Origin of the sequence: Desulfurivibrio alkaliphilus AHT 2 (genome assembly GCF_000092205.1) — a bacterium.
Taxonomy (GTDB): domain Bacteria; phylum Desulfobacterota; class Desulfobulbia; order Desulfobulbales; family Desulfurivibrionaceae; genus Desulfurivibrio; species Desulfurivibrio alkaliphilus.
Genome location: NC_014216.1, coordinates 2,047,686 through 2,062,292, shown reverse-complemented (window position 1 = coordinate 2,062,292; position 14,607 = coordinate 2,047,686). Strand labels below are relative to the sequence as shown.

The 14,607-nt window shown below is 55.3% G+C and carries 14 protein-coding genes; 12 read left to right on the top strand and 2 right to left on the bottom strand.

The genetic code is table 11. The annotated features are described in order from the left end of the window. The first annotated feature begins 7 nt into the window (after positions 1–7). From DAAHT2_RS09015 to DAAHT2_RS08965, 11 genes are all read left to right on the top strand, one after another. Positions 8–1,180, top strand: a complete 1,173-nt coding sequence (locus tag DAAHT2_RS09015; RefSeq protein WP_013163984.1) for a DegT/DnrJ/EryC1/StrS family aminotransferase — start codon at positions 8–10, stop codon at positions 1,178–1,180. A 52-nt stretch (positions 1,181–1,232) separates the two neighbouring features. Beyond that, entirely contained in the window at positions 1,233–2,252 is a 1,020-nt protein-coding gene (locus DAAHT2_RS09010) for a lipid II:glycine glycyltransferase FemX (protein ID WP_013163983.1), read from the top strand. A 72-nt stretch (positions 2,253–2,324) separates the two neighbouring features. Continuing rightward, positions 2,325–3,347, top strand: coding sequence for a lipid II:glycine glycyltransferase FemX (locus tag DAAHT2_RS09005; RefSeq protein ID WP_013163982.1), 1,023 nt, complete (start codon positions 2,325–2,327; stop codon positions 3,345–3,347). Positions 3,348–3,631: 284 nt separating this feature from the next. Then, the gene (locus DAAHT2_RS09000; RefSeq protein ID WP_157861455.1) at positions 3,632–4,435 is read left to right on the top strand and encodes a polysaccharide deacetylase family protein; all 804 of its coding nucleotides are present in this window, start codon (positions 3,632–3,634) and stop codon (positions 4,433–4,435) included. Next, a complete protein-coding gene (locus DAAHT2_RS08995) occupies positions 4,432–5,358 on the top strand; it encodes a glycosyltransferase family 2 protein (protein ID WP_013163980.1) in 927 nt (308 codons plus the stop codon). Before DAAHT2_RS09000 ends, DAAHT2_RS08995 begins: the two co-directional genes overlap by 4 nt. 80 nt (positions 5,359–5,438) lie before the next feature. Then, complete coding sequence (locus DAAHT2_RS08990) at positions 5,439–6,428, top strand: GNAT family N-acetyltransferase (protein WP_157861454.1); 990 nt, start codon at positions 5,439–5,441, stop codon at positions 6,426–6,428. 12 nt (positions 6,429–6,440) lie between these two features. After that, positions 6,441–7,433, top strand: a complete 993-nt coding sequence (locus DAAHT2_RS08985) for a glycosyltransferase family 2 protein (protein WP_013163978.1) — start codon at positions 6,441–6,443, stop codon at positions 7,431–7,433. A gap of 66 nt (positions 7,434–7,499) precedes the next feature. Beyond that, complete coding sequence (locus DAAHT2_RS08980) at positions 7,500–8,936, top strand: UbiA family prenyltransferase (RefSeq protein WP_049824387.1); 1,437 nt, start codon at positions 7,500–7,502, stop codon at positions 8,934–8,936. Between the two features lie 17 nt (positions 8,937–8,953). After that, positions 8,954–9,349 carry a GtrA family protein gene (locus DAAHT2_RS08975; protein ID WP_013163976.1) on the top strand — a complete coding sequence of 132 codons (396 nt, stop codon included), beginning with the start codon at positions 8,954–8,956 and terminating at the stop codon, positions 9,347–9,349. Continuing rightward, on the top strand, positions 9,349–10,647 hold the full coding sequence (locus DAAHT2_RS08970) for an FAD-binding oxidoreductase (RefSeq protein WP_013163975.1): 1,299 nt from the start codon (positions 9,349–9,351) through the stop codon (positions 10,645–10,647). Before DAAHT2_RS08975 ends, DAAHT2_RS08970 begins: the two co-directional genes overlap by 1 nt. Continuing rightward, entirely contained in the window at positions 10,644–11,381 is a 738-nt protein-coding gene (locus tag DAAHT2_RS08965) for an SDR family oxidoreductase (RefSeq protein ID WP_013163974.1), read from the top strand. Before DAAHT2_RS08970 ends, DAAHT2_RS08965 begins: the two co-directional genes overlap by 4 nt. A gap of 37 nt (positions 11,382–11,418) precedes the next feature. Here the strand turns inward: DAAHT2_RS08965 and DAAHT2_RS08960 are convergent, their stop codons facing one another. Continuing rightward, the gene (locus tag DAAHT2_RS08960) at positions 11,419–12,219 is read right to left on the bottom strand and encodes a hypothetical protein (protein ID WP_041718909.1); all 801 of its coding nucleotides are present in this window, start codon (positions 12,217–12,219) and stop codon (positions 11,419–11,421) included. 51 nt (positions 12,220–12,270) lie between these two features. Between DAAHT2_RS08960 and DAAHT2_RS08955 the strand changes: the two genes are divergently transcribed. After that, positions 12,271–13,521, top strand: coding sequence for an IS256 family transposase (locus DAAHT2_RS08955; protein WP_013162619.1), 1,251 nt, complete (start codon positions 12,271–12,273; stop codon positions 13,519–13,521). On the opposite strand, the gene DAAHT2_RS08950 is transcribed toward DAAHT2_RS08955, so the two are convergent. After that, positions 13,497–14,459 (bottom strand): glycosyltransferase family 39 protein, encoded by a 963-nt coding sequence (locus tag DAAHT2_RS08950; protein ID WP_013163972.1) that lies wholly within the window; start codon positions 14,457–14,459, stop codon positions 13,497–13,499. The two genes, DAAHT2_RS08955 and DAAHT2_RS08950, sit on opposite strands and share 25 nt — an antisense overlap. Between the last annotated feature and the right edge of the window lie 148 nt (positions 14,460–14,607).

Here is a 14,607-nt window from a genome sequence, read left to right as displayed (position 1 = left end):
TTATTGAATGGATCCCATTCGTCCCAAGGATCGTTTTCTTGTTTTTGGTTCCCCGCTGATTGAAGAAGCGGAAATTGAAGAGGTGGTTGCATGCCTCCGTAGCGCCTGGATTGGCACCGGTCCGCGAGTGGCAAAGTTCGAAGCCGACTTTGCGGCCTACAAAGGGGTGCAAAACGCGGTGGCGCTCAATTCTTGTACGGCGGCATTACATTTGAGCCTGTTGGCTGCCGATCTTGGCCCTGATGCCGAAGTCATTACAACCCCGCTTACTTTTTGTGCCACGGTTAATGCCATCATTTTTGCCGGAGCTAAACCGGTTCTGGCCGACATCGATCCCCATACCTGGAATATTGACCCCCAGGAGATTGAACGTTGCATCACACCACGCACCCGCGCCATTGTGCCAGTCCATTTTGCCGGGCGGCCTTGCGATATGGGAGCCATAATGGCTATTGCGCGGCGCCACAACCTGAAGGTCATCGAAGATTGTGCCCATGCTATCGAGACAGAATATGAAGGGCAGAAGGCCGGCACATTCGGTGATTTTGGCTGTTTCAGCTTTTATTCAACCAAAAACGTCGTTACCGGTGAAGGTGGCATGGTGTTGGCCAAGCGGGAAGAAGATATTGCCCGTATCAAGGTACTGGGCTTGCATGGCATGAGCAAGGATGCCTGGAAGCGTTTTGGCGACGAGGGTTTCAAGCATTATCAGGTGGTGGAGTGTGGTTTCAAGTACAATATGATGGATATGCAGGCTGCGCTGGGTGTACATCAACTTCATCGGGTGGATGACTACTGGCGCCGTCGCCGGCAGATCTGGGAGCGCTACATGGAAGCTTTGGCTCCATTGCCCTTGGGCCTACCCGCTCCGGTAATGGCAGATCAGCGCCATGCCTGCCACTTGTTCAATATCCTGATTGATGGAGCAAAAACCGGCATCACTCGTGATAGCTTTCTGGACCGCATGACTTTCCACGGTATCGGGGTGGGCGTACACTACCTCAGCCTTACCGAGCACCCTTATTATCAGAAAACCTTTGGCTGGAAGCCAGGCGACTATCCCAACGCAATGCGAATAGGGAGACAAACGGTTAGTTTGCCGATTTCCGCGAAGTTAACCGAAAATGATGTGGCCGATTGTATTCAAGCCATTTACACGGAACTGAACTTTCATATTTGATAGAAACCGATACGCCATTTACGCCTTTAATGTCAGTTGTTACGAGACAAGCATGAGTGAAACTGATTCCGAATGGGATGTTTTTTTGGCCGCTTGCCCACTCAGTCACCATGAGCAATCCAGCCAATACGCTGCCAACCGTAAAGCGTATGGATACCATTGTGATCGGGTGGTTGTGAGGGAAAACGGTGACATAGTTGGTGGTGTGCAGGTTCTGGTCCAATCCACCCCGGTGGGCAGGTTTGCCCATATCCAAAGAGGTCCTTTGGCGCTTGACGATAACCCCTTGCTAATGCGGCGGGTTGTGGACAAGCTGGAAGAGTTGGTGCGAGAGCGATCCTATGCCTCTGTACGAGTGGATCTGTTTCCAAACCAGGCAGTGGCCGCCCAAGCGCTGAAGGAGGCGGGCTTCAGGCCTTCCAAAGCCTGGGGCCGGGCTGGCGATTCTGTTATTGTTCCCCTTACCCTGTCGGATGATGAGCTTATGGGGAAGATGGACAAAAAAGTTTCGTACAATATTCGCCGTTCGCGTCGTAAAGGGTTGTCCGTTCAAGCCGAAGATGAAAAATCAATGGACGCCTTTTACGGCCTGCACCAAGAAACTGCCTCTTATCAGGATTTTCCGGTCTTTTCAGCCGAGTATTTTTCTTATGTCCAAGAGCTTTTCGGAAGGGCGGGCAAGGCGCAGCTTTTTGTTGCATGGCACAATGAAAAGCCATGTGCCGCGATATACAACACCATAGTTGGCGACCACATGTATTATGGCTGGGGTGGAATGCGCCGGGATCCGGAGGCAAAAACCTTGCGAGCCAACTATCTGCTGCATATGACCGCCATGGCCTGGGCACGGGAACATGGCTGTCGGCTCTATGATTTTGTGGGGAATCAACCCTTTAAAAGGTGGTTTGCCATTGAGGTCATCTCGTGGCCATTGCCTTTGCGCAAATTTTACGGGCCTGCTCAAATACTCAGGTGGAAACTGCTGGAAGGAACTGATTCCAGTCCGCTGTTGCGGCGTCTGATCAATAAGGCCTCACGGAAGTTTGGAATTGCGCAAACGATGCCCTGGTGAAATGATCCGGCGCCGGAACTAAACACCGCTGACAAAAGCTTTAAGTTTTTGAGCGTCTTAGGAAAAAGGGACATGGTGTCTGAATTAGATCAGGAATGGGACGCTTTCTTAGCGGCCAACCGGCATGGCTACCATGAGCAGACAGCGATGTACGGCCGGATTCGCACAGGGTATGGTTTTGAGTGTGAGCGGGCGGTTGTGCGTCAGGGCGGAATAATCGTCGGCGGCGTGCAAGTGTTGGCCCAATCCACGCCGCTGGGGAAATTCGCCAGGATTTTCGCCGGGCCGCTGGCCGCTGGTGATGAACCTGGAATTTTAGCCAGGGTGGTATCGGAGCTGGAGCAGCTTGTTAAGTCAAAGTCATATGTTTCACTGCGGATAGACACGCTACCGACCCAGCAGGCAGCCAGAGACGCTTTGTCGGCTGCCGGGTTCCGCGAATCAGATGCCTGGTTTGGCGGGAAACTGTCACTGGTCGCCCCGTTGGATTATACCGACGATGAATTATTGGCCAGCATAGACCGGAAAACCCGTAATTACATCCGAGGCGCTGAGCGGGCCGGGGTCGTGATTAGAGTTGGAGATGATGCCGATCTTGAAGATTTTTACAACCTTTACCTTATGACCGCCGCTCATCAGGGTTTTGAGCCGTTTGCCCGCGATTACATCAAGTATATAGCAAGTTTACTGGGACCGGCCGGGCGCTTTCGTCTTTTCGTGGCCTATCATGAAGGAGAGCCGGTGGCGGCGAAAAGCAATATGATCGCGGGGGGGCGTTCCTATGCCTCATGGGTGGGGATGCATCGCGGCGAAAAGCAAAGAAAATTGCGGGCAACGGAACTGCTGCACTATACCGTCATGCGTTGGGCGCGGGATCAGGGCTGCGATCTGTATGATCTGGGTGGTACGGAGGCGCAGAAGAAGAAGGTGGCGCGGGACACGATTGACTGGCCAGTGCCGATGCGTAAATTTTACGGGCCATTCCGTTATGTTATGCGACATGGTATGCATCTCGGGTGGAGCATTCCCTGGGCTCATCGAAAAATAAATAGTGCGGCCTGGCGGATGGGTTTACTGCCACGAATGCCCTGGTAAGCCATGGCGATGTCTGCCGGTCGGCCGGCCCTTTGTCCACTATGAATTTACTCAGCTCCGCCAAACAACGTCTACGCCGGACCATCGGGCCCTACATTCAGGCCATGGGTTATGCCACGGGCCTTATGAATCTCGATGCCCGCCTTCGGGGGGTGAACGGGGCGATCGTTCTGATGTATCACAGCGTCGCTGATCATACGCTGTCCAGATGGATCGACCCTCGCAACCATGTGTCGGCCGATATTTTCGCTCAGCAGGTCTCATTTCTTGCTCGGCATAAAAGGGTGATCGCGCTGGATGAGTTGGTCGTCGCCATTGGCCGGGGTCAAGCTGTGCAGGAGGGGACCGTGGTGATCACCTTCGATGACGGTTATCTTGATAATCTCACGGTCGCCGCCCCCATCCTCCACCGTTACCAAATGCCGGCCACCCTTTTCCTTCCCAGCAGCTATATCGACCGGGGGGAAACCCAGTGGGTGGATCAGGCCTATACCGCTTTCCAGCGGCGCAGCGAACGCTGGCTGAGATGGGAAACCGGGGTTGAGGCCAGGTGGGATCTTGGTGATCCCGAGCAGAGACGGGCAGCCTACTGGTGCGTTTGCCGGTATTTATTACAGGCGGGAGCCGAAAGGCGCCGGATGCTGTTGAACCTGTTGTATGAACGGCTGCAGCCGACCGCCAAGCCGCCTCGCCTCACCCTGACCTGGGACGAGGTGCGGCGCCTGCTGTCAGATTACCCCCGTTTCAGTCTTGGCGGGCATACCACGGAACACCTGGACCTGACCGCCGTGCCTGGAGGGGAAGCAAAAAAAGAGTTGACCCAATGCGCCCAACGGATAAAAGAAGAAACAGGCGTTCAGCCGCGCCACTTCTCTTTTTGTTATGGCCGCACTTCGGAGCCTCTGCGCTGTTTACTGGTTGAAGCCGGGGTTGAGGCGGCCTTCGGTGCCTGCGGTCACGAGCCGGTGGTCAACGCGGCCTCAGACCCTCTGAACTTGCCCAGGGTCGAGGCCCCGGCCGCGATGGACCATTTTGCTTTGGCCACCAGCATCGCCAACAGAGGGCTATGGAGAAGATTGGGCCGATGACCAACATCGCAGAGGCGAAAGTTACTGCCGTTATTGTCACCTATAACTCTCGCGGGCATATCCACAGCGCCTTGGAGGCGCTGCGAGAGGCCCACGAGGCCGGTGAACTCGCCTGTGTGGTAGTGGACAACGTCAGCAGCGACGGCACCGCTGATTTTATCGCGGCGGCGCATCCCTGGGTAGAACTGGTGCGCAGTGAGCGGAACCTGGGTTTCGGCCGAGGCTGTAACCTTGGTTTTCAGCGGGTTCGGACCCCTTATGTGCTGATCCACAATCCCGACGCAGTGCTTGACCACCAGGCGCTGCGGACGCTTTTGGAATTTATGGCATCCTGCCCTGCGGCAGGAATCGTCGCCCCGGCCATTATTGAAGGCGAGAGCAGCCTGCAGGAGGCGGGTATGATGACCACACCCGGCTCCCTTGTGCGAAGCGCGCTGGGCATTGGTAACGCGTTGCCGCAAAAACGGCCGATTGTACCCGGCAGTACGCCTTTCCGGACGCCCTGGGTTTGCGGTGCGATGATGTTGATTGATGCGGACCTTTTTCGCCGCCTGCAGGGTTTCGATCCCCGCTTTTTTCTCTACTTTGAAGAGACAGATCTTTGCCGCCGCGCCACCAAGGTGGGGTCGGAAATCTGGGCGGTGGGCCGGGCGGTGGCCCACCATCTGGGCGGAGCCTGCGCCAAGTCCACCGGTCAGGGTCTGGAGGCCACCTGTATTGCCGAACATTTTTATCGCAGCCGTTTCTATTATCTGGTGAAACATTTTGGTTGGTTGCCGGCGGTGGGTACCGAGACGCTGGTGCGACTTTTGCGGGAGATTCGCCATTGGCGTCACCGCTTGACCGGCCGGCAACCCCGACCGGAAACGGCTGGCAAACGACCATTTCTCCGGTTCCCCGCCCCTCCGGGAGACCTTCCATGAAGTATTCGGTTATCCCTGCCGGCGAGTTAAGCCCCGACCTGATCGCCCGCTGGGCTGAGATCCAGGAGGCCGATCAGGCCTTGGCCAGTCCCTATTTTCGTCCTGAATTTACTCAGGCGGTTGCCGAGGTTCGAGAAGACCTCTTTGTTGGTTTGATGGAGGCGGAAAACCGGGTGGTGGGTTTTTTCCCCTTTCACCGTCGGTGGGGTGGTGTTGCCCGCCCAGTCGGGCTTGGCCTTTCCGATTATCATGGGGTCATCGCCGAGCCGGAGGCCGACTGGACGGCGGAAGGACTGATGCGCGGCTGCCGTCTGGTCCGCTGGGAGTTTGACCATCTGCTGAGCGGGCAGGCCCAGTGGCAGACATACCGGCAAAACCTTGAGCCGTCCCCGACCATCGATACGTCACAAAAATATGAGCATTATGAAGCGATCCGAAGAAAACTGGGCGGAAAACAGTTGTATGAAACCAACCGGCGTATAAGAAAACTCGCCAGGGAACATGAACCGCACCGTTTTGTTTTTCATACCGATGACGCCGCAGCGTTTGAGGCAATGATCGCCTGGAAGCGTTTGCAATGTCAACGCACCGGGGTCCATGACTATTTTGGCCTTGGCTGGACCGTGGAACTGGTGCGCCGAATAAATGCCCATGATTCAATACATTTTGGGGGTGTGCTTTCTGCCCTGTATGTGGGCGACAAACTGGCAGCCGTCCATTTCGGCATGCGTACCAAAACCGTATTGCACTCCTGGTTTCCAGGTTATGACGATGAGTTTCACCAGTATTCGCCCGGCCTGATCCTGTTGGTCGAAATGATTCGCCATGCCTGTGACGGCGATATCTCCTATATCGATCTGGGCAAAGATGTATTGCCATATAAAGAGAAGTTTATGACCGGCGCCATCCAGGTTGCCGAGGGTTGTGCCGAATTACCGTCGGCGGTCAATAACCTCTACGCTCTGCGCCGAAGGGCGGAGCGGTGGAGCAGACAGTCCGCCCTGCTGCCGATTTTGCGGATTCCCGGCCGATTTATTAAGAGATTGGAACGCAAAGGGCGCTATGAATAATCAGGTGTCGCAATGAGCGATCTGGGGGTGGTGGTGATCGGCCGCAATGAAGGCGAGCGGCTGCGGCGCTGCTTTGCGTCGATCCCGGCGTCCGTTCCCCGCGAGGCGCTGGTCTATGTCGATTCCGGCTCCACCGATGGCAGTGTGGCGTTGGCGCACTCCCTGGGCCTGTTGGTCGTAAAACTGGATATGAGCACCCCCTTTACCGCCGGCCGGGCAAGAAATGAAGGGTTTAATCACCTGATCTCCCGGCATCCTGACTTGCGTTTTGTCCAGTTTATCGATGGTGATTGCGAGCTGTGCGAGGGTTGGCTGGAAGCCGCCACTGCATGTTTTGGCCAATATCCCCGTTGCGGGATAGCGGCAGGACGCACCATCGAGAAATACCCGGAAAAGAGCATCTACAACCTATTGTGCGATTTGGAATGGAGGGAGGCCCCTTTCGGCCGGGTGGCCACCTGTGGCGGCATTTTTATGATCCGCCAGGGTCTCTTCATGCAACTCGGTGGGTTCAACCCGCAAGTCACCGCCGGCGAAGAGCCGGAACTCTGTTATCGGCTCCGTAAGCAGGGTTGGGAGGTACGCCGGCTGGATTACCCCATGGTGCTGCATGATGCGGCGATGACCAGATTTTCCCAATGGTGGAAGCGTGCCGTGCGCGGCGGGTACAGTTATGCCCAAGGTTGCACGGTGGATGAGAAGACCCGGACCAGGTTTTGCTTTATGTACTCTTTGCGGCTGTGGATTTGGGGCTTAGTGTTACCTGGCATCATTCTGTCGCTGGTTCTGCTGTTGGGCCCTCAATGGCTATGGCTGTTTGCCGTTTACCCCCTCCAATTGGCTCGGGTGGCCCTGAAGGCCAACCAGCGCTTCGGCCGTTGGCGGCACTCACTGACCTATGCAATTTTCAATACGATTGGTAAATGGCCGCAGTTGTATGGCCAGATGAAATTCTGGGTCGGGAAAGCTTTCCGTAAACCATCTTCGCTGATTGAATACAAATGAGTATGGGCGAGTAAAATGGGTTCCAGCGCTTATCACCGGCCTTTACAAGCGGCGGCTACATCCGGCTTGGATGACCGTTTGCCCCTGTTCGTCGATCTGGACAACACGCTCATACTCGGCGATACCCTGTGGGAAAGCTTTGCCATGCTGGTGCGGCAAAACCCGGTGGCGGCCCTGACGGCCCTGTTCAGCCTGCTGCGCGGGCGGGCCGCTTTCAAACGCACGGTTGCAAGGCAGGCGCCATTTTTTCCAGATTTACTGCAGTATAATGATCAGGTGGTCGCCTTTGTTTGTCAGGAGGCGGCATTGGGGCGGCCGACAGTGTTGGCCACCGCGGCCGACGCCCGGATTGCCGACGCCGTGGCCGCGCACCTGGGTTGTTTTACCCGGGTGATTGCCAGTGACGGCACCCGCAACCTTAAGGGACATCGCAAGCTGGAAGTAATCGCCGCTTTCGCTGAAGAAGCCACCGGCAAGAAAGCCTTTGACTATATCGGCGACAGTCGGGCCGATCGGCCGATTTGGCAGGCGGCCGGCAGGGCCTTGGTGGTGGCCGGTGATCAAGCGACGGCCCAACAAATTGCCGGCCCGACAGAACTCGCCCTTTTTCTGCCCAGACCGCTCAAAGTATGGCGGGATCTGTTGAAGGCCCTTCGTCTCCACCAGTGGGCCAAAAACATTCTGATTTTTACCCCGCTGTTGCTTTCCCATCAATACAGCGACATCGACAAAGTTTTTGCGGCGCTGGTCGGCTTTGTCTGTTTCGGCCTGTGCGCTTCGGCCACTTACCTGTGGAACGATATTCTAGATCTGCCTGCCGACCGCGCGCATCCCCGCAAACAGCATCGTCCCTTGGCGGCCGGCAGGATCAGCATCGCCGAAAGCCTGGGCTTGTCGGGCCTGCTCCTGGGGTTGAGCTTCGGCTTGGCCCTGCCGGTATTGCCGCCGGTGGCGGTACTGTTGCTGGCCGGGTATATTGCACTTACTCTTGCCTATTCTCTTTTGCTTAAGGAAAAACTGCTGCTGGATGCGATGATGCTCGGGTTGTTGTTCGCCTACAGGATCCTGTTCGGCGGAGTGACAACCGGCATTATGGTTTCCGACTGGCTGATTGCCTTTTCGGTTTTTTTCTTCCTGGGACTGGCGCTGGTGAAAAGGTACTCCGAGATCATCACTAAAATGCAAAACCAAACCGGAAAAATTTCCGGCCGCGGTTATTATACCGAGGATCGCGAGGTCATCGGGGTGCTGGGAGTGGCCTCCAGCTACATGTCGATATTGATCATGGCCCTATATATCACGTCACCTGCAGTGGTGGGGCTGTATAGCCATCCCCAGGCCCTGTGGGGGGTTTGTTTGGTGATGATTTACTGGATTTCCCGGATATGGGTGCTTTCTCACCGCGGCCACATGCCTGATGACCCAATTGTTTTCGCGCTGCGCGACAGGGTCAGCCTCCTTGCCGGGGCGGGTTGTGTTATGGCTGTACTGATCGCGGTTTGAGAGTTGAGCGGGAACCCATGTACACTGCATGCAAATATTTCGTGTTCGCCCTGATCGCAACCGGAATCAATTTGCTCACCCAGTGGCCCTTCTTTCTGCTGCTGGATGGTTTCTGGGTGCTTTACCTGGCCTTGTGCTTCGGCACTTTGACCGGCTTGATAACTAAATATACTTTGGATAAACGATGGATCTTTTATTATACGGCTCACAGCCGGCGGGATGATTTGTCACGCTTCGGTCTCTACAGCCTGATGGGAGTGTTTACCACGGCCGTGTTCTGGGGGACCGAAATGGGGTTTTATTACACTTTCGAATTTGCCGGCGCCCAGTACGTCGGCGGAGGTTTGGGTTTGATGGTGGGTTATACCATCAAATATCTGCTGGATAAAAAATTCGTCTTCAAGGTCGCTTGATGAAACTGTCCGGCTGGGGTCGTTACCTTTCCGCAGAGTCGCAACCACTCTTTTTCCGGGATACTGCCTCACTGGCGCAACAGGTGCGTGGTTGCATCCCGTTGATTGCCTTCGGCAATGGCCGCAGTTATGGGGACAGTGCCCTGGCTGCCAATCATCTGCCCATGCAGCAACTGAAACGGATGCTGGCCTTTGAAGAAGCGACAGGCCTGCTGACCTGTGAGGCCGGAGTGTTGCTGGCGGACATCGTCGAATCTTTTTTGCCCCGGGGCTGGTTTCCCATGATAACACCGGGTACCAAGCTGATTACGGTGGGAGGGGCCATCGCCTCCGATGTGCACGGAAAAAACCACCACATAGTGGGCTGTTTCAGCGAGTGTCTGGACCATTTTCTTCTAATGTCCGCAGATGGTTCGATTAAACGCTGCTCTCGCCGGGAAAATCCGGAACTTTTCCATGCCACCTGTGGAGGAATGGGGCTGACCGGCGTTATTATGCAGGCAAGTTTTTATCTTAAACCGGTTAGATCGAGTACGATCGAGCAGACCACCATCAAGACGGCTAATTTGCATGAAACCTTTGCAGCATTCGAGGAATACCAGGGGCAGCCCTATTCGGTGGCCTGGATCGATTGCCTGGCCAGGGGGGATAAGCTGGGTCGCGCTTTGTTGATGGTCGGGGATTTTGCCGAGGACGGCAACTTGGAATACCGGCCCGGAGGCACTTTGAATGTTCCCGTGGATTTTCCGACCCTCACCTTGAACAGCTTTAGTGTGAAAGCGTTCAATGCGGTTTATTATGCTCGGGCCGGTTCAGGTGTGTCTCATCGGCGCGTTGGCATTGACGGTTTTTTCTATCCTCTGGACGCCATTCGTAATTGGAACCGGATTTACGGTAAACGAGGATTTGTGCAATATCAGTTTATTCTGCCCAAAACGGCAGGGTATGAGGGACTAAAGCAGATTCTGCAGAAAATCAGCGCCAGCGGCATGGGCAGTTTTCTGGCCGTCCTCAAGTTGTATGGCCCCGCAAACAAAAACTACCTGTCGTTTCCGCTGGAAGGATATAGCCTCGCCCTGGATTTCAAGATGCAGCCCGGTCTGGTGGAGTTGCTGGCGGAGTTGGATCAATTGGTCGTCGAGTACCGGGGCAGGGTTTTTCTGGCCAAGGATGCAACCACCGGTCGGGAATCTTTTGAAAAAGGCTATCCGAACGTGGAACGATTTCGGGCTTTGCGACGTTCGCTGGGGCTGAATCAGGTGTTCAACTCATTGCAGTCACAGAGGTTGGGGCTATGAACAATGCCTGGATACTGGTGCTGGGGGCAAACAGTGATATGGCCCTGGCCACCGCCGGTCGTTTCGCCCGGGCCGGCTATAATCTGTACCTGGCGTCCCGTAACCAGGTGGAACTGGAAAAAAACGCAGCCGACTTGACCCTGCGGTTCGGGGTTCAGGCCAGGGCGCTGCCTTTTGACGGACGGGATTTTGTTACCCATCAGCATTTCTATGCAACTCTGGCAGAGAAACCGCAGGGAGTGATCCTGGCTTTCGGCACTATGCACGATCAGGGGCTGGCCCAAAAAGACTTCGAACTCGCTCGGGAGATGGTGGAAACCAATTATCTGGGCGCGATCAGCATTCTTGAAATTGTCGCGGCCGATTTAGCCGCGAGGAAGAGTGGCTTTATTGTCGGGGTGAGTTCGGTGGCCGGGGACCGTGGCCGCCAAAGCAACTATCTGTACGGCAGCAGCAAGGCCGGACTCAGCGCTTATCTGGGCGGCTTGCGTCACCGCCTGCATAAATTCGGAGTGTCGGTATTAACTGTAAAGCCTGGTTTTATCGCCACCAAAATGACCGCCCACTTGGATTTGCCGCCAAAACTGACCGCACAGCCGGAAGATGTGGCGGAAGCCATTTTCAAAGGGGTGGAGAAAAAGAAAAACATCATTTACGTCAAACCCATCTGGCGCTTGATCATGCTGATTATCGTGCATCTTCCCGAGTATGTTTTTAAAAAGACTAATCTTTAAAAAAACTTGGCAACAACCAGGGACGCCATTGCGCATCTTACCTGTCTATGTGCCCCTGCAGTGATGCACTGGGCGGTACCGGTGTGACTCTCCGCAATACCCCCAAATTCTGCTCAGGGTCATCGACCATGACCTCGAAATGCTGATTTAGGGGTTCATGTACGATCCACCCGGCGATTCCCCAGTCAGCCAGATACTGGATTGGGCTTTCAACGACATAATGAGGAATTTGCTGGTCGATCTTGGCTGCCAGGGCGTAGGGATTCACCTTGCCATCCAAGTTGACCGTGCGATCGTGAAAAAATCCAAGAACACCAGTTTGGACCGCGCCGACCCAGATTTCCGGTGCGACATGTATTTCGACCCACTGTTTGACTTGGATGTGGTCAATGGCGCTGCCACGACCCTTGTTCAGGTAGGTCCGCGTGTTCAAGCCCAGCACAAGAACCACAACCACAATGGGAATCATCGCGCTTGACCAGCGGGCCAGCATCATTTTCGGACCCCATTGATGGACGGCAACCATCCCGATGGCCACGGTCAGGATGGCAAGCAGCGGCGAAACCGGCGACAAATATCGGCCCATGAAGTGTGCGGCCCCGAAAAACAGGCCATAATAGCCGGCCAATCCCAGCAGAAAGAGGGTTCCGATCATCAGCACACTGAATTGCTGTCTGGACATATATCTGGCCATAGCGGCAGTGACTGCCGCGTACAGCAGGATGGCCAGTGTGGACATGGCAACTAGGGCAGGTGCGGTCAGTATGGCCTTGGGAACGGGCAGCAGGGTTATAGTCAAATCTGGTGTATGGGATAACTGAGGAAAATGGCGTATCATCCAGGTTGATTGATCACCACGACGATCACAGCCAACACAGGAGGATACGCCATGACCAAGTCTACCCCAACCGCTCTTTCACAACAAGGAAACAATGTCGCCGACCCGCTTACCGACCTTTTGCGCGATGGTGCCAGGATGCTGATTGCCCAGGCCGTAGAAGCTGAATTACAGGCCTTCATGGCCCAATACTCCAGCCGCTTGGAAGATGGCCGCAGGACAGTGGTCCGAAACGGCTATCTTCCCGGTCGCACGATCCAGACCGGAATCGGCGATGTCGAGGTCAAAGTTCCCAAGGTGCGAGATCGTAGCGGCCAAGGCCTCAAGTTCAACAGCAGTTTGTTGCCGCCTTATCTGAAGCGGGCGCGCAGTGTCGATGAGTTGCTGCCCTGGCTTTACCTGCGAGGAATTTCCACCGGCGATTACCAGGAGGCCCTGGCCGCACTCCTCGGGGAACAGGCCAAGGGGTTGTCGGCCAACACCATCTCCCGCTTGAAAGCCAAATGGCTGGCCGAGCACACCAAATGGCGGCAACGTGACCTGAACGGAAAACGCTACGTTTACTGGTGGGTGGATGGCATCTACAGCAACGTCCGCATGGATGACAAGCTTTGCCTGCTGGTGATCATTGGAGTTACCGACCAGGGGCACAAGGAACTGATAGCGGTGGAGGATGGCTACCGGGAGTCAAGCGACAGCTGGTATGAACTTCTCGCCGGGCTGCGGGCTCGGGGCCTGACCACAGGCCCCGAGTTGGCGGTTGGCGATGGTTCCTTGGGGTTCTGGAACGCCTTGGGCAGGGTCTATCCGAAGACCCGCCACCAACGCTGCTGGGTTCACAAAACGGCCAACGTGCTGAACAAGATGCCCAAAAAGCTTCAGCTCAAGGCCAAGGCTGATTTGCATGATATCTGGATGGCTGAGACCAAGGAAGATGCCAGCCAGGCTTTTGATCGTATGCTGGCCCGTTTCGAAGACAAATACCCCAAGGCCATGGAGTGCCTGGCCAAGGACCGGGACGAGTTGCTGGCTTTTTACGATTTTCCAGCCGAACACTGGGTGCATATCAGGACCACCAACCCCATCGAGTCGGCCTTTGCCACTGTGCGCCTGCGCAGCAAGAGATCACGGAACTGCGGTTCCAGGGACACCACCCTGACCATGGTCTTTAAGCTGCTGCAAAGCGCTGAAAAAAGATGGAAAAAGATCAAGGGATTTCGCCGGCTGGCTGAGGTCGTCACCGGCATACAATTCAAAAACGGAATCAAGGTGTCAGATCAACCTATGCGGATGGCCGCCTGAGGACTCCGTACACCAGATTTGACAATAACTCCGGGCAGCACGAGAGTTACATATTCAAAAAGATTACCGGGCACATATGCCAGATTGGCGCCGATCTGACTGGCCGATTGAGCTGTGCCGCTGATTGGCATAAAGCTGCCGAAAACCAGTTTGTTGTATGCAAGCCATGGGCTGGCCATAACCATGCTGGTCAGGCCCATCACCAGGGATTCGCCCAAACGGCGCTTGAGTTCGGCGAACTGCTGACGAAAACCCAGTAAGGTATGCCAGACTGTAACGGCGGCGATGAAAAAAACCGCGTCAATACGGGTAAGGAAACAGAGGCCGAGTAGCGCCCCTACCCCTAGGGCGAAACCAGGAAAAGGGCGCTTGGCGCCACGCTCCCCGGCCAGCCAGACGAGCAGCGTCAGCAGAATCATAACCATATAGTTGCCCGTCTCCAGCCCATTCAAGGTGCGGTTGATCACCACCGGACTGGCAAACCATAACCCGGCCGCCAATGATGCAGCCCCCTCGCCCCATCGGTACTCACTGAGCAGGCGGCGGGCCAGTAGAAACAGGAGACCGGCTGCAACGATGCTGAGCACAATTTGCAAGATCTGGATCAACAGCACCCCGGTTTCCTTGTCACCGTCAACCAGCCAGAATACCCCGGCCCACATATAGGTAGTTAGCGGTTGGGTACCATTGGTGGCAATCTCGGCGTCAGAAACCGTCATTCCGTTGCCAAGGGCAATGTTGCGAGCGATGGTCTTCATTAAATAGCCATCTTCCGTCGGCCACTGCCAAAGCATACGATCGCCATGGTCCACAAGGGGGGCGATTCGGAAACCTACACCAATCACGAACAGCAGCGCCGCCCCGAGCAAGCATATTTTACGTACCCGTGCTTCGTAGCTATTGTTAATGCCAGTCATCAGGGTTTTTGTGGTTTCCATTAGAAATGTCCCGCTTTGTTTACACCCTTCGCGGTTTGTCCCGAACCTATATCCCCAAATCTGTGTGCCAAGACAGCTAAGATCAACTGTTCCGACAATCAACTTCATACACGAGAATTAATTGTAGCTCAAGAAAAACAGGATATTT